Annotated in this window: 11 protein-coding genes; 5 read left to right on the top strand and 6 right to left on the bottom strand. The window is 41.6% G+C overall.

The genetic code is table 11. The features are described from left to right. Window positions 1-32: 32 nt before the first annotated feature. The 4 genes from cgtA to ACMHKH_RS07475 all read right to left on the bottom strand — a co-directional run bounded on the left by cgtA (window position 33) and on the right by ACMHKH_RS07475 (window position 5927). The gene (gene cgtA, locus ACMHKH_RS07490; RefSeq protein ID WP_413520016.1) at window positions 33-1241 is read right to left on the bottom strand and encodes an Obg family GTPase CgtA; all 1209 of its coding nucleotides are present in this window, start codon (window positions 1239-1241) and stop codon (window positions 33-35) included. Between the two features lie 285 nt (window positions 1242-1526). Continuing rightward, a complete protein-coding gene (locus tag ACMHKH_RS07485) occupies window positions 1527-2972 on the bottom strand; it encodes a glyceraldehyde-3-phosphate dehydrogenase (protein ID WP_413520015.1) in 1446 nt (481 codons plus the stop codon). Window positions 2973-3303: 331 nt separating this feature from the next. Beyond that, window positions 3304-4401: a lipocalin family protein gene (locus tag ACMHKH_RS07480; protein ID WP_413520014.1), complete on the bottom strand. Its 1098-nt coding sequence runs from the start codon at window positions 4399-4401 to the stop codon at window positions 3304-3306. Window positions 4402-4844: 443 nt separating this feature from the next. Further along, on the bottom strand, window positions 4845-5927 hold the full coding sequence (locus ACMHKH_RS07475) for an NUDIX domain-containing protein (RefSeq protein ID WP_413520013.1): 1083 nt from the start codon (window positions 5925-5927) through the stop codon (window positions 4845-4847). 224 nt (window positions 5928-6151) lie between these two features. Between ACMHKH_RS07475 and hemP the strand changes: the two genes are divergently transcribed. Continuing rightward, window positions 6152-6316 (top strand): hemin uptake protein HemP, encoded by a 165-nt coding sequence (hemP, locus tag ACMHKH_RS07470; protein WP_413520012.1) that lies wholly within the window; start codon window positions 6152-6154, stop codon window positions 6314-6316. Window positions 6317-6457: 141 nt separating this feature from the next. On the opposite strand, the gene ACMHKH_RS07465 is transcribed toward hemP, so the two are convergent. Both ACMHKH_RS07465 and ACMHKH_RS07460 read right to left on the bottom strand, forming a co-directional pair. Then, the gene (locus ACMHKH_RS07465; protein ID WP_413520011.1) at window positions 6458-11452 is read right to left on the bottom strand and encodes a translocation/assembly module TamB domain-containing protein; all 4995 of its coding nucleotides are present in this window, start codon (window positions 11450-11452) and stop codon (window positions 6458-6460) included. Between the two features lie 78 nt (window positions 11453-11530). Continuing rightward, window positions 11531-14890: an autotransporter assembly complex protein TamA gene (locus ACMHKH_RS07460; protein WP_413520010.1), complete on the bottom strand. Its 3360-nt coding sequence runs from the start codon at window positions 14888-14890 to the stop codon at window positions 11531-11533. 453 nt (window positions 14891-15343) lie between these two features. Between ACMHKH_RS07460 and ACMHKH_RS07455 the strand changes: the two genes are divergently transcribed. From ACMHKH_RS07455 to ACMHKH_RS07440, 4 genes are all read left to right on the top strand, one after another. After that, window positions 15344-16684, top strand: coding sequence for an MFS transporter (locus tag ACMHKH_RS07455; protein WP_413520009.1), 1341 nt, complete (start codon window positions 15344-15346; stop codon window positions 16682-16684). Window positions 16685-16902: 218 nt separating this feature from the next. Then, complete coding sequence (gene coq7 / locus ACMHKH_RS07450; protein ID WP_413520029.1) at window positions 16903-17541, top strand: 2-polyprenyl-3-methyl-6-methoxy-1,4-benzoquinone monooxygenase; 639 nt, start codon at window positions 16903-16905, stop codon at window positions 17539-17541. 253 nt (window positions 17542-17794) lie between these two features. Further along, complete coding sequence (locus tag ACMHKH_RS07445; protein WP_413520008.1) at window positions 17795-18940, top strand: tetratricopeptide repeat protein; 1146 nt, start codon at window positions 17795-17797, stop codon at window positions 18938-18940. A 516-nt stretch (window positions 18941-19456) separates the two neighbouring features. Continuing rightward, on the top strand, window positions 19457-21961 hold the full coding sequence (locus tag ACMHKH_RS07440; protein WP_413520028.1) for an esterase/lipase family protein: 2505 nt from the start codon (window positions 19457-19459) through the stop codon (window positions 21959-21961). The last annotated feature ends 323 nt before the right edge of the window (window positions 21962-22284 follow it).

Raw genomic sequence — 22284 nt, 5'->3', positions numbered from 1 at the left:
TCACGGGATACATACATATTATAAAAATCACATTAAGGAACATAAATCACTTCAACGCCATCGTCATCATCGAAACTGCCATCGTCATTTAAGTCAATACCTTCACGTGCCGCTCTGCGAGCCGCACGATAGGCTTCACGCTGGGCTTCAGTATTCAGACGTACTTCTACTTCTAAGCGCTCAAAACGTGCTTTTTGTGCTTCAGCGAAGATAGGATCCTCTATTTCGCGTTCGCGCTCTAGTTCAATCTCATTCATCAAATGATATTTAACAGCATCAGTCCCTTCACCCATTAGGGTTGAAGTGCGAAATACCTCTCCTATCCAACCAAGCTCGTCGACAATATGAGTACAAAGCTCATTTAACTCTTCTTCAGGCACCTGATCGATTTTATTTAACACCAAAATCTGGGGCAAGTTGGCCAGCTCAGGTGAAAAACGTTCAAGTTCATTTAAGATAACACGAGCGTTTTCTACCGGATCGCTGCCATCAATTGGCTTTACATCAACCACATGTAACAAGCGGCGTGTACGAGCCACATGTTTTAAGAAACGAATGCCAAGTCCTGCACCTTCTGAAGCGCCTTCGATCAAACCCGGAATATCAGCCATCACAAATGAGCGATGACGCCCAATATCGACCACTCCCAGATTAGGAACCAACGTAGTAAACGGATAATCAGCAACCTTTGGTCTTGCAGCAGAAACCTGACGGATGAAGGTCGATTTGCCTGCATTAGGTAAACCAATTAAGCCAACATCAGCCACAACTTTTAGCTCAAACTTAAGAACTTTTAACTCACCTTCAAAACCTGACGTCGCTTTACGCGGTGCTTGGTTGGTCGAGCTTTTGAAATGGGTATTACCCAAACCACCATCGCCACCTTTGGCAATCAGTAAAGTCTGACCAAGTTCAACCAAATCACCCAACACTTCGTCAGTTTCAGTATCGACCACAGTCGTACCAATAGGCACTGGTAAAAAAAGATCATCCGATCCTTTACCTGAACAGTTTCTACTATGACCATTCTCAGCGCGCATAGCATCATGACGACGAGTATAACGATAATCAACTAAGGTATTAGTGTTATCCTCTGCAATGACATAAACATCTCCGCCCTTGCCACCATCACCACCATCAGGACCACCGCGCGGGACATATTTTTCTCGGCGAAAACTGGCGATTCCGTTACCACCGTCACCTGCTTTTACCGTTACGACGGCTTCATCAATAAATCGCATCTTACGTTCCTTTATTTACACTCTAGTTTATAGGCTCAATAGCAGTCATATACTACTTCTTTTGCTTATAGGTATCTTTTAAAAAATGGAAGACTTTCGTCTATATTGCTCTATATCATTGCTTTATTTATGACAATAACACCCGATAACCAATTGGACTATCGGGTGCGGTATATATTAGCTTCAAAAATCAAATATATTTGTTCACGCCAATAGTGACTATCAAAGCACTCTTCTATAAAGAATACTTCAATATTAAAAACTCACTACTGCCGTACAAATGTATTAAGCTGGAATCTGTGTATAGCTGATACCTGCCATTTGTGTCGCTAAACGCAATACTTGCGTACTATAGCCAACTTCATTGTCATACCAGATATAAACAATGGCATGATTGTCGGTCAAAATAGTCGCTTGGGCATCAACGATACCTACATGGGTATCGCCAACAAAATCCGTCGATACCGCTTCGGTAGAATCCGTATAAGCAATTTGTGTTTGCCATTGACTGCTATTAGAGATTTTACGCATGAATTCATTTAAGGCATCAGCACTAGCTGGCGCTGTTTTCAAATTCAAATTTAAAATCGCTAAGCTGACGTTTGGTGTCGGTACGCGGATAGCGTTACCCGTTAATTTACCACTAAGCTCTGGCAATGCTTTACCAACCGCTTTTGCTGCACCAGTGCTGGTAATAACCATGTTCAATACCGCACTACGACCACGGCGATCCGCTTTATGATAATTATCAATTAAGTTCTGATCATTAGTAAACGAGTGAATGGTTTCAACATGACCGTTTTCGATACCATATTCATCATTCAATACTTTCAGCGTTGGGGTAATTGCGTTAGTCGTACAGCTCGCCGCACTGACGATAACGTCATCGCCAACCGTGTCATTATTGACGCCATAAACAACGTTTTTAATCTCACCGCCAGCAGGAGCTGTTAATAGTACATTTTTCACGCCTGTCGATTGAAGATGCTTGCCAAGACCGGCTTCATCTTTCCAAATCCCAGTATTATCAATGACTAATGCATCGTTAATACCATATGCATTATAATCAATCTCGCTTGGGTCTTTAGCATAGATAACTTGGACAAATCGACCATTAATAATTAAACCATTATTTTCATTATCTACAACCACGCCACCTGCAAAGCTACCATGAATTGAGTCGCGCTCTAGCAATGAAGCACGCTTCGCCAAGTCGCCAGCTGCTGCAGGACGTACCACAATGGCTTTTAGCTGCATACCTTTGGCACTTGATGCTTGTGATAACAATAAACGCGTTAAAATACGACCAATACGACCGAAACCGTATAGCACCACATCAGTTGCGCCATTTACAGTATTTTTATCGTTATTAATAGATTGCAATGCCGCTTGGATATCACTGTCATTAGCAATCAGCTGACCAACATCGACACGAGTAGCTTGAATGTCTTTATTCTCGGCTAACACTTTAACCATCGCTAAGGTATCAGCGATATCGATAGATTTAGCACCTTGATCACGCAATGCCACTTGTTGATGCAGCGCCAATATTTGACCCACTGAATTGGTGTCTAGCGTATCACCAAATAAAGTCACTTGTACATCTTGCTCATTATAGAGCTTATTTAATAGCCCCATCAGCTCAATGGCTTGTTGCTCTTGGGTGTTGTAGTTGCTCAAATGGTCTTGATGTAATTGGCGTAAGGTATCAGCGTTACTCACGAGAAACATCCTTATGGTCAGTATTGGGGAGTCAGTAAATTTTGAAGGAATATCATTGAATAGGTTATATACAGTCTAGGCACTCACTCAGATACGCTAACAGGCGACTACTGTCGTCAGTTATTATCAGAAAATTCTGTAGATAAACTCAATTTTAGCTTAAAACGCCTTATTTTGCTAGTGATAACCATTCTGTATAATTTATAAGCTATTTAATAGGTATATATTTTTATGATAAAAATAAAGGCAGCTTATTATGCTACCTCATTATAAATCTACTTAATCCATAACAAACACCAGAACCACGATAGATAAAGCTATATAAACCATTATCGCGCTGCTATGGAATCAGATTAACTGTTTGATTGGTTTGCGCTGTCAATTTAAATTCTTTTAAATCATAGCCCTGTTGCTGAGCAATTTGACGATACTTAGCATAAGTATCTTGGCTCACGTTTGGTGAGCGAGCCAGCAGCCATAAATATTTCTTATCAGGTGTGCCAACCAGCGCAGTTTTGTATTTTGCATCACGTGCTAGCACCCAATAATCAGCGCGACCTACCGGCAACCATCGAATCCACGATGGTAGAAAGGTAACCTTCAGTTTACTACCAGTAGCATCAGCAGGTTTTGCTAAGCCTTCAGCCGTAATACCTGAACCATCTTCAGCTTTGCACTGGTTAATAACTTTGATACCTGAGCCATCAGTTTTTTCAACATAAGTAGCCGTGACATCACTGGTGCAATTACGTTGAAAATACATCGGTAGACGACCTATCTCGTACCAAGTTCCTGCATACTTTTTTAGGTCGACGCTATCTACTGTAGTCGGGCTACTGGCAGACTTATATATAATATTATTCGGTTTAACATCGATGAGTTCTGTCGTGGTCTTAGATGTTGCGAAAGTTTGAGTAATAGCAGGTGTCGCTGCATAGGCAGAAAACGCAGCTAGCGGGATAATGATGGCTAAGGCAATACCGGTATGTTTAATAAGACCATTCATAAATATACGCTCTGGTATCTCTACAACGCTTGCTGCGTTTTTAGGAGATATAGTGTGAGTGGATTCAGCGTTCGATTGCTCAAACTCTTCGAAAATACTGGTCTTAATAGAACCAATCTCAACCGTACTAGCTTTTAAGACATTGCTATCGATTACATTAGGCTTCATTGCGCTTATATTATTCTTTTTAACGCTTTTATAGCCAAAAAATTTGGTTTGTTGAGACATATATTGTCCCAAAATTTCTAGAGGCTCTTCATTACAACCTACATGGTTATAACTGGCGTCATTACTAGCGTGGTCAATGCTCCTTGCCGGTATTGCCTGATTTTGATTCATCTGATTCTGAGGTAGCTGGTCAGTATGCTGCGATTGAGAACCAGCTGCCTGAGAATCAGACCATGCTGACTTCGGTAACTTATTGGTTTTCATAGGGATACCATTCATTAATTGTGATTATTAGAGACACTTTATCTACTTATAAGATTTTTATTTATCAGAGCAGCACAGAGTAATTTTTATCTATCATCTCTGCGATAAAAACTTGATTTAGTGCTCTTCGATAATTAATGATTCATAGTAATGGCAATATCCCGAGCAAAACAGTGTAGCAATGTATGAAAACGCAACGGTTTGTAAGTAATTCTATATATAGACCACGAAAGATTACAGTTTTATTAAGTATTGAAGGAGATGAAAATCAGTCAGTTGTCTTATGCGATTGCTCCTTTGATACTTCCTTCATCTAACTTCCTTCATCTAACTTCCTTCATCTAACTTTATTATCTGAATTTGGCAGTGTTCAATTGGCAGCTTGATACCTAAAGCTGCCCTAAAAATTATAATAGCAATGATGAGAGTGATAGCGTTAATACCTATTTAAAGAACTGGCGAATGCCAGCAACAGCAACTCCTCCATGTAACATGGCTTGATCACTCATCACAGGAGATAAACCACCCAAACCGATCACTGGTATATCGGCTAATTCTGCTAACCTTGACCACGCCTCCCAGCCTAACGGCGACGTATCAGGATGGGTTTGAGTATATTCAACAGGTGCTAAAAAAATACCAATAACAGGTGCTAGCTGATGTTTTAAACACGCCTTAGCAAGCTGATTGGCAGCGTCAATACTCTCTTTATCATGACAACTGACTACCAATGGCAAGCTTGAAGCAATAATAAAGTCTGGGATATCGTTTTTTGCAATGCCGTTTGAGCATTGCATCAGCTGTGCCTGTGTCAAATGCCTTGCTACGATTTGACGATTTATGACAGTATTATCCGCTTTTTCAGTATAAAAGTTATACGGAATAATTGCTTTTATGTCGTTACGTAAATGCAATAGTTGATTAATACTTTCTTCTGTCCCTGTTTCTTTGATTCGTATATAAACCAAAGCACCTATCTGCAAATGCTCCTGATGATACTGTACCCATACAGTCATAGGATTAGAGGCATTGTTAAAATGCTCCAACGGATAAGTAATACTTATCTGCGTTGGCAGTTGCAACCAAGCAAGAATCGTTTTATTGGCAGCTGGTAAATCATAATCCCCTGCTAGCAGCTTTTGCTTCTCTACCCATGTCAGTTTTTGACCTTCTAAGCCTTGGCTTAGGTTTTTATATTGCTGATATTGTTGTGCGGTTACTTCAATACGGTATACCTGTAAGCAGACACGTTTATCACCATAATCATGATGCAATCGACCCAGTTTAACCGCTATATTATTGGCGATATCAATACCCGTCTCTTCACTAACCTCTCGTATTAATGCTTGTGTTGCCGTCTCATGAGCGTCTATCTTTCCGCCCACAAATTCATAGCGATTGCCTTGGTGCTGAGAAGCCGCTCTAAATCCTAATAAATATTGATCTTGATAATGAATAACGGCAACCGCTACATTTACGATGACGATTGAATAATTTTCTATCAAGCTATTTTGCTCAACTGCCATGCTACTTTCCTTTTTTGAAACTGAAATTAACGAATATCATTGGTTGATTTGATTACTTAAATAAAAAATTAGTGAGATTAGTTTACACAATCACTATCATTTATTTTATAAATTTGCTTGCAAAAGCCTTCAATCTAAATGATAATTATTATCGTTAATAATTATTTACTACGATTAGTTGTTACTTTGCCTATCTACTACTTTGCTATCAAAAGGAATTTACCATGAGTTTCGTTATCTCTCGTCATTTGAATTTTCGTGAAAATCGTCTACCCACTTTGCAGTCGCAGCACCTGTTTGCTTTGACTAAAGAGGTACGTATTGAACATGAAGGCGAAGAATATCGCCTTCGCTTAACACGTAATAATCGGCTAATTTTGACCAAATAAGTTGCCAGTTATATCCAATAAAAAACGCCTTTAATAAAGGCGTTTTTTATTGAGCAAATAATAATAGGTCAAATTATAAATAGCTGCTTTCAGTCAGCCAGTCTCATAATAATTATGAGACTGGCTATCTAGCTACAATTTCTAAAACTGCCAACTATAAACCACATCAACTGCATTTTCTGCTGCTGACGTTGCTTCTACATAGATACGGCGCGTCAACTGGTAACGTATCGATAAGCTATTTTGTGCATTAAAAACGCCCACACCGTAGCGGATATATAAGTCGGGCGTTACATAGCCTGTGACATTGACGTTGGTATCCTCACTGCTACCTGAAGCATCAACGGTTAAGCTTTGGAAGCCAAACGCTTGACCGATTTGATTGGTCAAATTACGTGTGCCACTAAGGCCAAAGCTAAGTCCAGCCGCCGCTAAGTTATTAGTAACTTGTGATTTAAAACCCTGCTCACTGATTTGAGTAGCACTTTGATTATTAATACGACCCGTTATCAAGGCATTCATCGCCTGCTGCTGCGTCAGCCCAGCATTATTGAAAACGATAATATTAGGGCTTTCAGTATTACCTTTGACACGGACACCGACGGTTTTTCCACTGATAGTTTTGACCGCTTCAATACTCAGGTTTGGCTTCATGACATCACCGTCAAAGCGCACCTGTCCATAATTAAGCTCTAGGTTCTGACCAAAGGCATTGATATTGGTACGACGTGATACCTGTACCACGCCCTTCGCACGCATGATGCCTGTGCCACTTTGAGTCACATGAATGGCACCTGCTAGAGGAATCACCGCACCAAAACCACGGAAATTAATGTCATTGCCCAAATCGATGCCGATATCGGTATTGATTGACCAAGGTTTTGAGATGGCTAGAACCTCTTCAATATTACCAATAAGACGGCGGTCAAGTACTACTGCATCTTCGGTCTGCGTGATGATATCTTCACTGGATTCTGGCGGACGAATAGTCGCTGATGGCACACTGACTGCCCCAGTAATATTGACATAGCGATCGGTCGGACGCACGATGATATCGATATCAGGATCGACACTGGCCACTAACAATGGCGGCTGAGTCAGTATTAAACCCTTACCGATAATACTGAGCTTCGCTTGTAGTTTTTGTTGCCAATTGACAGTACCAGTCAGTGTACCTGTGCCTGTACCACTATTGAACTTACCATCAATAGTCGCTTCCGTACCACGAATCTTGGCATCGACATTAACCCGCCTTAAATTCACTGGCAAATCGAGCATCGCAATACGACCCTTAGACAGTTTCACATCACCGTAAAATTGCGGCTTGTCAAGTGTGCCACCCAAACCACCTGCCATCGTAATATTGCCTTCAAGCACACGCATACCAGGGAAGAAAGGTTTAAAAATAGCCAAATTAAGCTCGTTAAGTACTAGCGCACCCGTGATTGGTTTCGGTGTCTTATAAGGGTCGACAATGACTTCTGCGTAGCCACGAGCACCGCGACCGGTATTAATATCTGAGCGTATCTTTAGACCATCTGGCACAGATACGGCAATGAGCGAAACACGTTTGTAAGGTAAGGTAACAGGCAAGCTGTCGCCGTCTTGAATCAAGCCAATTTTGCCGTTATCAGAATACAGAGTGGTATTAATAGTTGGTGGACGACCACGTTGCCAACCGACAATAGCTTTACCGTTAATCTTGCCGTGCCAATCAATATCTTTTGGTAAAAACGCTGAAAATAGCGAGGTATCTAGTTTTTGTATCGCCAAGTCAACTTGACCACTTGCCGCTGAAGCGATGAGGTTTTTACGTAAGCACAGCTTACCGGTTTGGTCAGTCGCTTGCCAACAATGCGCCGCCAGCTGCACTTTTAAATCGCTGCTACTTTTACCTTGTTTTTGCGGTAAATTAACAATCAATTGCGCCGGCTGTAATTGATTTAAGGTGGCATATTTGGAAGCAACTTGACCCTTACCGATGACGCCTGACCAGATCAGCTTATCTCGATTAAAACCGCCTTTAAGCCTTGCGGAGACATCAAGCTTCTCATTGACCAAATCAAAATCGACCACATGTACTTGTTCAGTACCATTAAAGGTCGCTTTAAGATTTTTGAAGCTTTGACCACCCGCCTCTAACCCTTCAGCGGTAACAATAAACTGACTTGGACTGTTTGCTAGATTAACCAGTTTGCCGCGTATGCGCCCTTGACGTAAGGTAAAGCCTGGTAACGTGATACGCTCACCAACCAAATCCACATAGAGTGTTGGTAACGCTTGCCCTGCTGGCTGCGACAAAGTAGCGCCACCAGAGACTTTACCAGCAAGCTTGTCTGAGAGCTGATCAAGGCTTGTGATATTAATCTTGGCTTGTAGCTGTTTGTCATTACCATTGGCAGTGATATAGTTGTCACCCCAACGTAACAGCAAATTATTCGCATTTAAGCTTTCGATTAAGGCATTCACTTGCTTATATTGTGCCTGCGCATCTTGCTTTTGTAAGCGTTTAAAATAGCCTGCTAAATCTTTTGGTAGATGTAATTTTGCGGTCAAGCTACCTTTGGCGCTAAGCGGTTGACCTTTTAGCATGCCAGTCAAATTCACCTGTTCGATGTTAATGATTTGCTGGTTATCACCCCAACGCCCATTGCTATCAATAGTGCCGGTAATCGTACTCGGTATGTCTTTAAAGAAGTAACCTAAGTTAAAGCGATCCATGACCGCATCAATATCCCAAGCAAGACCCTGACGCACATCGACCGTACCCTTAGCATCAATACTGCCTGCCGCGCCCACATGACGGAAGCGCTTGATACGAATAAGCTGCCCATTACCACTAGCGTCAATGGTAATTTTACCTGCCGGTAGCTGTTCAGCATCTAAGACACCATCAAAGTTTACAACAAAGTTTTTTAGTGTTCCTTTTGCTTTGGCATTATTTTTGGGTGGCGTTTGCCACTCGCCAGTGGTTTTTAAATCACCGGTAATGATGGCGGCATTATTGGGTAAGAAGTAACCCAAATTGAACTTATCAAAGCGACCGTCTAGCGTCCAACCGATATTCTTACGCAGATCAATGACACCTTTTGCTTTGACCGCACCTGCTTCGCCATTGTAATTTAACTTGCGAACGCTAATCAGATTTGGCGTACCAGCGGCGTCGATGGATAAGTGACCTTTTGGCACATCAGCCGTATCAATCTGACCATCAAAACGTGCATCAAACACGGATAATTTACCGCCGATAATATCGACACTGGCATCGCCGCCCCCAGTAATGCCGATAGCGCGACCTTTCTGCGTGGCATCTAGCTGCGCCTGCAAATCCGTATTATCAAAATTAATAATATGACGTTGACCTTTGACACGGTTTTTGGTGATATTTAACATGCGCCCGCGCGCATTGATACGCCCTGTTAGGCGCTCAAGTGGTATATCACTACGGTATTTTTTAGGTAATAAGCCATTGGTACGTGCATCAATCTGCCACGTGAGCGGCGATTTTTTACTGGCCAATTGAATCTGACCTGTTCCCGATAAGTCGCCCACCACACCTTTATAATTTAGGCGGTTGATGTCAATAATATCGCCAGCTTTATTTACCCGCACGTCATATTTACCTTTGGGCGCAACGTTAAGCTCATTAATCATTGCATTGGCATCAACAGATAAACGCGAACCACGGACGATGACACTGGCTTTACCGCTTGGACTATCCACATTACCGATATTTGGTAGTTGTTTGCGCACTAGATTCTGCCAAGTTGCATCTATATACAAAGGCGCTGCTTGTTTAGATTTGGCTAGCTTCTTACCCTGTATGATTTTAGCGTTGACATGCTCACCATCTTGCTGCCGCAAATCAGCATTGAGCTGTAGATTTCCCGTGGTATTTTTGTGCTGATAATGGACGAACAGCTTGCCATCAAGCTTTTGTGGCGCGTAGACTTTATAGTCGGCATAGTCTTTAGGAATAGCACGGCGAATATCAAAATTACTACCCGTGGCAACTACTTTGGCATCAAAGCTGTTTTTCCAATCTAAAATACCTTGTGCAAATAAACGCCCAGCAGGAACATTGGCATTCAGACTGTCAATACGTAGTTGACTGTTGGCAATGATACCCCGCCCTTGATAGTGACCTGAAGGAATGTCTTTGGCGGTCAATTCGGTATTAATACGTAAGCGTATCTCAGAGATAACGCCTGATGCGGTCGCTGTACCACTTTTTAGATGGATACCTTGACTGTCTGCATAAGGAACAAGGATATCATCCCATTGTAGCTTGGCTTGGAACGGTGCGCCTTCATCGAGTCCCTGTACAACAATATCACCACTCACGTCACTATCATTATAGCGACTACGTACCTTGCCCACTGTCCGTTTTAGGCTACCAGTTGCCGTAATATCAAGCGGATCTACATAGACTTTCTCTAATGCACTGACTTCAGCAATTGCCGTAAGGTCTAGCGGATAGTCACCTTGTAGATCGATATTACCTTTTAAGGCACTGATTTTTACAATATCAGCATAGTGTAGGTCGCCACGACCAACATTTACTTTACTGCCTACCCATGTTAGATCACGCGCAGTAATATCATGAATGACAATATCATCTCTAGTAACTTGTTTATAAATAATGGTTTTTACTTTTGCGTGATCGAAACGTAGATTAACCGGTAAGCTAAGGGTTTTATAATCGAACGCCTCGCCTGTTGGCGGTTTTTTATTGATAATCTCGATAGTTTGTATATCTGCATCACGCAAGTGCACTTCTTTGGCAAAAATGGCGCGCCAACCTATTTTGACGTAAGCTTTATCGACTAATATCTCAAGATCTTCAGTTGCTTTGATGTCGATATCATTGATCCAAAGACCATCACGTAGATTGCCGCTGCCATATTTGAACTCAATACCCGTTTCTGCACTGATTTTCTCTAAAATAAACTTAGTGCCTGACTCTGTCCCCGCTGCATATAGAAAGATAGCAAACATAATCGCTAGCACGATAAGAATCAGCACCAGTAATTTGAGCACAAAAGATAATGGATACCAACGTTTTACCGCGCGGGCGTCTCGTTGTGCTGGATCTTCATCCAACGTCTTATTAGGCGGGTTATTTTCGGTCGACATGACACTCAACTACGTTAAAGAATGATTACCAGCAAGCGCTAGAATGATAAATAAAACGGTTCTGCTTATATGCTATTTTTATAAAGGAGAGCCAATAAACAGATGTAATCTGACTGGAATATTCTCTTCTGTCACGCCAGCTGCTACATCGACGCGCACCACGCCAACGGGTGATGCCCAGCGGATACCAACGCCGACGCCGACTTTGGTATCTGTCTCAAAATCTTTGTCGTAAGCGTTCCCGATGTCAGTGAAAACCGCACCGCGAAAGCCGGGTTTAAACTCATAGTTATACTCTGCACTACCAACCGCAAGTATTTGCCCGCCTGTCAGATAGCCTTTATCTATTGGCGATAAGCTTTCGTAGTCATAACCACGGATACTTTGATCGCCACCGGCAAAGAAACGCAACTTATAAGGAACCTCATAAAAGTCATCTGCCCAAATATAACCAGTATTGATACTGCCAAGCACTTGGTGCTTATCATCGCTACCAAAACTATAAATACCGCTAACCCCAGCGCGAGCGATTGCTAAATTGGTCTCGCTAAGCGCTTTATCAGCGCCCGCTTCAATCGAGTAATATTGACGAATACCGCGAGTTGGATTGGTGGCGCTATCAACGTCTGTCTTATTGATACCATAACCAAGTAATAACGCTTGCTGTCTAGGCGTAGAGGACGTAAAGCGGATAGGAAGGTCATCTAACTGCGTATCATCAATACCTGTCTCCAACTCATCTAAACGGTAGCGTAACGAGTAGCTACGATTCCAGCTGTTTTCACGGCGAATATTACGGGTCAACGCCGCTTTTACCGTTTTGGTAGATAAATCAAAGTTACCTTCGCCTTGATCGATAACTTCTTCTTCGTAAGTTAAACGTGCATCTAATTTATCATTTAGCGGGTGTTTCCATGGTCGACTTGCATAAACACTGGCATTTTTAGTTATTCTGGAAACTTCTGTCTCAAACCCTGCTTGATAGCCTTTACGATTCAGCAGATTATAATCTATCTTCGCTGTTGCACGGACGCCGGTATCGGTACCATAACCTAGACCGACTTGGGCATCGCGTGGTTTATTAGCAGAAACGAACACATATAGCGGTACTTTTTTGCTCTCTAATACTTCCTCTGGTGTCTTACGCCCTGCCAATGTCGGAGGTACAAAATTCTCATCCGCCAGTATATTTTTCTCATCAGGGAATACCTTTTGCACGATATCACTAATAGAGTCACTGATTTTACCTAAAATATTATTTGATTTTTGGTCTTTTTCGTCTAACACGCGATCGCTTGGCAAACGGCTTAGGCGCTCTGCTTTTTGCTTAATTGCCTGTAGCTTCTCAAGGGTCTCTTCATCAGCTGAAAATTCAATGGCAGCAATGTCAGCAGCGTTTACTTTTTCGCCGCTGCTGCTATAAATAGCACCGTCATTGCCAATACCATCTATTTGGCGAGCATTACTCACATCGGAGGCATTATTAATATCACCATCTAGAAGGTCGACGCTATCACCATTAGTATCAGTATTTAGAGTATTATCAAAGGCTAACGTAGCGCTTTGTGTACGCTCATCGGGTGGCAAAATCGACTCAACGTTGATGGTATTAAAATAGCGGGTCGCTGATAAATCATTACTGAATTTGGTCACTGCCGGACGATAGAAAGGATCGCCTTCTTTGAAGTCAAATAATTGTCTTAACAATGACAGTTCAACGGGCAGTTTTGCAGGGTCGCGAGTTAAGGTGCCTGATTCTTTATCATAAGTAAAAAATACCACTTCATCGAACTTATAACGATTGCCGGTATTGTAGACCAGTGACACATCAGCAGTATTATCAGGCAAGATAATATCCACAGATTTATTCAACCAATACTGGTCAAAATAACCGTAGGTATTACTGAGTGACTCAAGCGCTGATTTACTGTCTTTATAAACACGGTGGTTAAAGATATCACCCTCTTTTGGTGGCAAGTCTTTTTCTAACGCGGCAAATTCTTTTTGCTCACTGCCTTCACCGCGAATATCGACAATTCGGCTATCAACGCGCACTGGCTCACCTAACTTTTCGATGACAACATCAATCGTGTTCGTATAAGGCTGGCGCAAACGTAAGCTGATATCATAATAACCCACTGCTTTTGCGGCATCCACTGCTGTTTGGCGTAAGCGTGGTAGCGCCGCTGTAAAGTCAATGACAGACTGTACAGTGGTTTCATCGAGCGCTGCTTTGATGTTCTTCATTGGCTGCACATCATTATCAGCTTTGACTAATACTGTCTTGCTAGTGACAGCATTGGTATTAGCCGCAACTTGTTGCAGATAAATGGTTGTATCTATGTGCGGTAGCGCCAGCGAGCCTGCATTAAACAAGCGATCATAAAGACGCTTAACGATATTGCCTTTATTTCGCGCCATTGGACTTGGGGTTTTGGCTTGCTCAATGCTTTCGCTAACGGCTTCAGTATCGTTTTGATAATCAGGCAAATAATCATTAGGATTGATAGAGCCTGCGGTATTTTTTTCTTGATTTATATTGGCTAAAATATCATTATCGATAGTCTGGCTCGCACTACCGCTACTCACAGCATCGCTTACCTCAATGGGACGCGACATAATTTCTGCGGTTTCGGCTCGGTCAGCAGCGGTTTCGCTGATGCCTAATGTATCCAAATTACTGGGTGTTGGCAGACTACTGGCATCCAATTCGATATCTAGACCTATCGGCGGGGCGATAGCGTCTAAAGTAGCAATCGGTGCATTAAAGCCACTATTGTTAGCACTACCGACATTATTACTACTTATGTTATCGATATCTTGCGCATTTTGCCTATCCATTGCCGCAAGCTCACGGTCAATCTCGTCAGGTGTCATCATCTGATAGCCTTGCTGTTGTATCGCAGCGGCTTGTTGCTCTATATTTTCATTAGTATCGGCTATATTGAGCTGTTCATTATTATTACTATTTTTGCTTCCTGATTTAGGTTTTTTTATACCTAGAGTTTGCTCACTATAATCATCCAATACAGATTGATCGATAATGCCTTGCTCAACCGCCTTTTTCAGCCGCAGCGCATCTAAAGCAATATCTGTTTGACTGTCATTAGAGATCGATGGTTGCACTGTTGACACACTAGATGTGTTTGGCATTTCTGACGCAGACGTCGCTGCCTTTTTTATCATCGTTTGGCTATTATTAATATTGCTGTTATTGACGTCAGCAGTAGCGGCAAAAGCAGCAGGCGCCATACTACAGCCAAAGCCAACCAAGCTTGTGGTCAAGGCACTAAAAAGCGCCGTACGACTAAAATAAAGGCGCGGCGCATCAATAGTATTGCTAGCAGCACTAGACTTATTTACACCATCTTTGTGACCTAAGTTGTCAGGCGACATAACGCGTAAACTGGGCGCTGGCGTTGAAGGCTGGTGTTTCATATTTATTTCCTATCCCCTCACGCAGTGCAAGGTTGCTGACGATGACGACTGCTAAATCTTAGCGGTAATGATGGCTACTTCAATAAACTAAAGCGGTTTTTGACTTGCTACTCTGATTTTTATCTAATGCTTTGGAATTTTTATTTAATTTTCAGTACTTAAATAAACACCCTTGTTAAACCGTTTTGAGCGCTTGCAAATCTCTGCTACCACTCGCTATATCAGGATTTACTCGACCAAAAATTACAAATCATAACTTAGATAATTATGAAATCATAGTGGCGAGTTCATGTATTTTTATCAAAGCCTTGCTATTATACGGTTTAATAGTGACAAAACCTACGTCATATTTAGTTAAGTTTTTGATAGTGTTGATAATTCTAATAATATTGACGGCTATCTTATACGACTTCCGCCTCTTTTACTTGCCTTGACCCATTTGTAGGAATTTTCATGGCCAATCAGTTTCAGTTATTTAAACGCCGCCGTTTTAGTGCCATGTTCTTTACCCAGTTTTTGGGCGCGTTTAACGACAATATTTTTAAGCAGGCACTAATATTAGTACTGACCTACACGGCAGCAAGTCAGCTTGGCGTTGAGGTCAGTATTTTAAATAACTTAGCGGCGATGCTATTTATTTTGCCTTACTTCCTGTTTTCGGCATTGGCAGGGCAAATCGCTGATAAGTTTGAGAAATCCAAACTGACCCGCTTTACCAAGCTACTTGAGCTGTCTATTATGGTCATTGCAGCCGTAGGGTTTGTATTTGAGTGGTATGCCCTGTTATTTGTGGCGCTGTTTTTGATGGGGACACAATCTACCTTTTTTGGACCTATCAAATATGCCTATTTGCCACAAGCGATGCACGAAGATGAATTGGTCGGTGCCAATGGCTTGTTTCAAATGGGCACGTCACTAGCGATATTACTCGGTATGATTATGGCGGGCATACTAACCCAAGTGCCGCAGCCGCTATACTGGATTAGCGCGACGGTCTTGGTTATTGCGGTATTAGGCTATTTTGCCGCACGATCGATACCTACCATGCCAGCGATGCAGCCTGATTTAAAAATTAATTGGAACATCTTCACTACCAGTGTCTCAACGGTGCGCTACTTATATTCGTTACGATTTTTATTCTTTGTTATCTTGGGCAATAGCTGGTTTTGGTTTTATGGCGCTACCTTTTTAACCCAAACGCCTGAATTTAGTAAAGTCATACTTCACGGCGATGAGTCAGTCGTAATCTTCTTACTGACTTTATTTTCAGTTGGGGTTTCTATCGGCTCTTTATTATGTAAAAGGCTCACTAAAAATCAGGTCAGCTTACGACTGCTACCCTTTGGTATCGCTGGTTTAAGTATTTTTGCCATTGACTTGTATTTCTCGTTATCAGGATTATCCGTTGACGTGAATAGCGAAACCTTGATTGGGGTTGGTGGACTGTTCGAAATCGCTGGTAGCTGGCGTGTGTTTGTCGATTTATTCTTCTTAGGCTTTAGTGGCGGTTTATATATTGTGCCTTTGTATGCTTCGATGCAGGCTTATGCACCCAAAAGTCACCGCGCACGCATCGTCGGTGCCAACAATATATTCAATGCCATATTTATGGTTGGTTCCGCTATTTTCTCCATCGTGGTCTTAAACAGCTTAGGTATGGCGTTACCGCAATTATTCCTAGTGACAGGCTTGCTAAATCTTGTCTTTGGCGTATTTTTATATACCAAGCTCAACAAGCATATTCAACATGATAGCATCCAAACTCATGATGACGAGCTTAATAGAGACGATTAGTGAGATAGTAAATCCAAGTAATACGATTCTATTAAGCTAAAGCTTGTTCAAATGAATACGCATTTAATAGTAGGTTAGCTTTATAAATAGGTTTAATAGCTTATTTTAACAGCTAGTCATAAGCCATGATAATTATCATGCCGATAATCGCAATTGTTTGCTATAGTAAAGTCATTGACTCAAATAATAAATATTGCCATCAGGAGTGAACCATGGCTTTGCGTCCCTTATCAAAAATCGATCACTTATTACTTGGGGTAGACAAGGCATTGCGCGCGGTCGTACCTTATTCAAACCCGAGTACTCGCCCACTGCCTGTCAGCAGCGATGCCATTCCTGAGCTAAGCATCACCGAGGCGCGTCATGTCGCAGGATTAATGCGTATCAATCATACTGGTGAAGTCTGCGCGCAAGGGTTGTATCACGGTCAAGCATTTAGCGCCAAAGACGATAACGTTAAACAAGCTATGCAGCATTCAGCTGAAGAAGAAGTCGATCATTTGGTTTGGTGTGAGACTCGTCTAAGCGAGCTTGGTAGCCATCCAAGTATTTTTACGCCGTTATGGTATGGCATGTCATTTGGTCTTGGTGCCGTCGCTGGTGCTATCTCTAACGAGTTTAGCTTGGGCTTCGTCGCCGAAACAGAAGCACAAGTTAGTGAGCATTTACAAGACCATATTGGGCAACTGCCACCACAGGACTTGCGCTCAAAAGAGATATTGGCACAAATGGATATTGAAGAATTGCACCATCGTGAGCTGGCGCTTGCTAATGGTGGTGTTGCATTGTCGCCACCAGTACGCCATACCATGAGATGGATGGCCAATCGGATGAAAGCCACCGCTTATCATTTATAATCGTCAATACAGTGAACTTTATTATGTACTATAACAGCCACAAAGAATGACTCAGTATTGACTTTTAACAATCCTACTATTGATAGCATTGATATTAATTTGCTACGGTATGAAAAATTTGTACGATTTTAATATTTACCATAACAGTGCGACATCACTATTAATCAACGGATTTATTAATAACGACCAAGTAAACAAGATAACTATTAAACATAGCTATTAAACATAGCTATTAAACAAGGTAACTATTTATATGAAAGCGATCAGCCAACCTACTAACTCTAACAAATCACACAAGCTTGCGACTTTAACCGCATTAGCCGCAGCATGTGCCATGATGCTGTCTGCGCCTGCAAACGCAGCTGAAAACACTGCTGCTACCGCAAGTACCGTTGTACCAAGTGCGGTTGATTCAAGTAAACGTGTGATTCGCCTTGCTAAACCTAACGCTGCTGTTAGTAGTACTCAGTATGAAGCACCAATAAATACTGCGCCAGATAGCTTACAGTCAAATGCTAATACTGCTCAACAAAGCAGTGCTCAAGCAAACAACGTACAACAAAGCAATGCACAACAAAGCAATGTTCAGCAAACCAACACGCAACCAACCCGTATCCCTTTAACGGCAGCTCAGGCACAAGCCAATCAAGAACTTGAGTTTACAGGAACCACTCGTGTTTATGAGCGTGGACCAATGAATACCTCAGGTATTGATTTACGTGGTGGTCAGTTGGCAAATATCCCAACGCCGCAAGTACAGCTTTCTGATATCAGCTTTGTACCTACGATCTTGATACCGCAACAAAAAGGTCTTGGTACTGATAAATTAGATGTCAGCTTATTAGATGATTTTATTGCAGAGGTGTCACCAAATGCACGCCACTATCCGCCAAATTTCGCTACCCGCACCCAACGTCATAACGCTCGTGAAAAGATCAAAGTAATGACAGACTGGATTGACACTTATGCCAAATCACCAAATGCCTCATACGATGTGCTACTACGTGCAGCTAAGCTAAACGGCATGGGACGTAACTTAGATTTGGGTTCAGAGTACACGGTACGCGGCGGGCAATATGTAGATCGCGCGATCAAAATCAAGCCTGACAGTGCTGAAGCCAACTTTATATATGGCTTGATGTTGTCTGAAGGCGGCGGTTTTAAAGAAGGACAAAAATACCTCGATAAAGCAGTTAGTCTAGGTTACACCGAAGCAGAGCAAAGTTTGGCACAATCAGATTTACTAAGTGATCGTCGTGATAAAGCACTCGAGCGCTTACGCCGCCTTGAGCAGACCGTCTCTGATAATGCTGTTATCCGTCAACAAATCAAACTGGTTGAAGATGGTAAGTTTTATATTTGGGATTTGCCAGCCTCAAACGTGAAGCCAAATATGTAAATGAAACCTATTTAAAAAGGTGACGTATGCAAAAGATGTCATCAAAAATAATTAAGTAATTAAATAACTAGCGTCTTTATTTTATAAGGTGACGTATGCAAAAGATGTCATCAAAAATAATTAAGTAATTAAATAACTAGCGTCTTTATTTTATGTTGAATCCTTAACAATATAAGATAAAGACGCTTTTTTCTGCCTAATAAAAATGCTAAATAACTCACATCTGTATTATTTCTTACAGGAAGCTGTTTTGTATGTAGTCTATCCACTTTTAAAAGAATCCCAGTAGCAAGTGATAATGTTTGTACTTTTTTATTTAGGACTGACTATATATGCCCTTTGTTTTGAACAATCTTTATTGACTCCTATCTAGAATAGTAGATCAATCAAATTTGGTAATATTTGAATATATGGCAGCAAATTTGATGGTTGAGCCACAAAAGTTACGTTACACTCATTCTGATTTATTACTTACCTAACGATGCATTCTTGACCATTATTATCTGGATAATACCTATGTTTTTTGCTGACCCTGTCAATAATGTGCTGACGCCGATTAATAAGAATATAAAGCCTATTGCCCTACTGGCGTTAGTCTCAGCAATGGCTCTATTGCCTGCTTGTAGCACTATCTCGGTCAATAAACAGGCGTCTGCAAAAACCATATCGGCACAGCGAGGCAATATCGTTACTGACAATAAATTAAGTAGTGATACTGCTTCAGTCTTGCTGTCAGCAGGACTCAACGAGCAAGCCTGTATGCAGCAATTTGACTTGTGCCTAACGCAGCTAAATGACAGCATGCTTAATGAACATTACCGCCCAGCATTGGCAGTTTTCTCAGAGCTATATTATGCTAAAGCACGTGAGCTGGCGAAGTCGCAGGACTGCCAGAATGCGCTTGCCCGCCCGCCACTTGATCCTTATTTTGCCAACGCTTCCTTAGACGATGCCGCTAATGAGGCGCAGAAGCAAAAAACCAATAGCTGCTTAGTGAATTATCAAGGACAGTTATTTGATGCCATTAAATCAAGTTATACTTACTTGTTTTACGACAGTTTAATCCATGACTTCGAAGGAGCGGATAAGGAGCAAGGCAGAACTCGCCAGCAAAATCGCATACCAAGTGATATCGATATCCAAACCCAAGACATTTATAACGCTGCCAGCAATGATGTGATTACCCAGCTATATCAACCAAAAGGTGGCACCAATAGAATGATGGGTGATGTCAAAGTGGAGTATCTACCAACGGCGGCAAATAGCATCGATAGCAGTGAGCAAGCAGCGATTGCCAATCGTACACCACTCAAAGGTAACCCTACCGATCAAATCAAAGTCATGAAGGTAAAACTAGACAGTTATAATCTTAATGTCTATCTGCCTAATGAAAATAACTATCTAAAAAACGCCAATCAACAAACTTCAGCGCTTGCCGACTTGGTTTCGACTTACGAGCTACGCCTGTCTGGGCTTAACTCAATCAGTAAACGACCAGGATTGGGTATTAGCTTGGTTGCTTCACTCGATGATCGCTACACCACGACTATCCGCCAACTCCTCACCGCAACACTATCAGGTAGACTGAATAAAGAAACCACTAACGGTAGTACAGATGATAGCGAAGCCAGCTCACGCATTTATCCGACTGGGCATTTGCTGATGACCGGACTGATTAAGCCAACTGGTGATAGCGTGCTCGGCACCCTCAGTAGTGAGGAGCTTGATATCCATTTATACAACCCATATCGCAGTGAGAACGCTTCCATCTTAGGTGATGACTATCCACTAGCCGCTAACTTCTCTGCTGGTTATGGATTGTGGTTGGCAGAAAACCAGCTCGACGGCGTCGGCTATTTAAACCTCATTACTCGTCAAAAAGAGGCCAATCTACCAAAGCTCTTTATGCTCGAACCTTATGATCCCGATAAACGAGTGATTATCATGCTGCATGGTTTGGCATCAAGTCCGGCAACATGGGTCAATTTAACCAACGATATTTTTAATGATGACAAATTGCGTGATAACTATCAGGTATGGCAAATTTTTTATCCAACCAACTTACCTATTTTAGAAAACCGCTATCAAATCCAGAATTTACTGGAAAGTACTTATAAGCAAACTGACCCTAAAGGGCAAAATCTTGCCAGTAAGAACAGTGTGATTATTAGCCATAGCATGGGTGGTATCATCGCTCGTATGATGCTGTCTGATGATAATTTGGCAAACAACTTAGATGCATTAGATGATAAGAATTTACTTGGGAATAGTAGCCAACGTCAGGTTGATGCGATGCTCAAACAGGCGCTTACTAATCAGGAACTACGCAATCGTTTTGAGTTAAACGCCCTGCCGCAAGTTGATACTGCGGTATTCTTATCCTCACCCTTTCGAGGTACAGACTATGCCGATCGTTGGTTTACTCGCGCCTTACGTCGCATTATTTATCTGCCTGTTGGTTTGGTAAAAACCGTCACCGACAATTTAGCAACCATTGCTATCCAAGGTGACTTGGCGAATAATCCATTAGGCGCGCTATATCTACAAAATGGTGCCAGTCAATTAAGTGATAAATCTTCTTTTATTCAATTAACGAAAGACATTAGCATTAATAAACGCATCACTTATCATTCAATAATCGCCAATAACGATGCTGATATCACCAGAGGTCTTGCAGCGATGCAACCAAATGGCGCAAAAATTGATTTATCGCAAGAAATTATAGAAGATGACGATAGTAAAATCTTGGCTATTGATACAAGCAATACAGATACTACAAGCGCTGATGCTGATAAGGATGGATTGCCAAGCAAGGCGCCGCTTGTCGCTGCTGTTACTATCAATGAAGAGATTAGCCAAGCGTTAACGGAGCGCTTATCAGATGGCATCGTGCCTTATACCAGTGCGCACCTTGATGGCGCTGCGTCTGAAACCGTCATCAATGGCGGTCATAGTATCCAAGAAAACCCGCAAACGATTTTGACCCTGAGACGTATCTTGCATCAACAATTACAGCACTAATTTAACAAGCTATGTATTAATTTTCTTATAATCTGTAGCGAAAATCTATTATTAAAAAATGTTGTTTTATATTACTGTTATATGTCTATTAATAACCTCACTTAAACAATGGCTTTTTTTAAATAACATTGTTAATAAATTATGACTAATAGGTGTGTATTAAGAAGCTACCCTAACTTGCGTGCAAGCATTGTCAGGCGCATAATAGCGAAATACAAAATATTTTAAGACTGTCATTAGCGATCAATTTTATAGTTTATAAGGATATAAATTATTCACTTTAACTAAATAGTGATGCTCGAATCATTTTAGCTAAAGTAGTA

This window comes from Psychrobacter glacincola (assembly GCF_965118485.1).
Taxonomy (GTDB): Bacteria; Pseudomonadota; Gammaproteobacteria; order Pseudomonadales; family Moraxellaceae; genus Psychrobacter; species Psychrobacter glacincola_D.
The sequence above is the reverse complement of the archived record's forward strand: the minus strand, read 5'-3'. Positions and strand labels throughout refer to the sequence as shown.

What these genes read in the sequence shown, in the direction of transcription:
- cgtA (WP_413520016.1), bottom strand. Translation starts at nt 1,241, where the DNA reads ATGCGATTTATTGATGAAGCCGTCGTAACGGTAAAAGCAGGTGACGGT.
- ACMHKH_RS07485 (WP_413520015.1), bottom strand. Translation starts at nt 2,972, where the DNA reads ATGTTTCTCGTGAGTAACGCTGATACCTTACGCCAATTACATCAAGAC.
- ACMHKH_RS07480 (WP_413520014.1), bottom strand. Translation starts at nt 4,401, where the DNA reads ATGAAAACCAATAAGTTACCGAAGTCAGCATGGTCTGATTCTCAGGCA.
- ACMHKH_RS07475 (WP_413520013.1), bottom strand. Translation starts at nt 5,927, where the DNA reads ATGGCAGTTGAGCAAAATAGCTTGATAGAAAATTATTCAATCGTCATC.
- hemP (WP_413520012.1), top strand. Translation starts at nt 6,152, where the DNA reads ATGAGTTTCGTTATCTCTCGTCATTTGAATTTTCGTGAAAATCGTCTA.
- ACMHKH_RS07465 (WP_413520011.1), bottom strand. Translation starts at nt 11,452, where the DNA reads ATGTCGACCGAAAATAACCCGCCTAATAAGACGTTGGATGAAGATCCA.
- ACMHKH_RS07460 (WP_413520010.1), bottom strand. Translation starts at nt 14,890, where the DNA reads ATGAAACACCAGCCTTCAACGCCAGCGCCCAGTTTACGCGTTATGTCG.
- ACMHKH_RS07455 (WP_413520009.1), top strand. Translation starts at nt 15,344, where the DNA reads ATGGCCAATCAGTTTCAGTTATTTAAACGCCGCCGTTTTAGTGCCATG.
- ACMHKH_RS07445 (WP_413520008.1), top strand. Translation starts at nt 17,795, where the DNA reads ATGAAAGCGATCAGCCAACCTACTAACTCTAACAAATCACACAAGCTT.
- ACMHKH_RS07440 (WP_413520028.1), top strand. Translation starts at nt 19,457, where the DNA reads ATGTTTTTTGCTGACCCTGTCAATAATGTGCTGACGCCGATTAATAAG.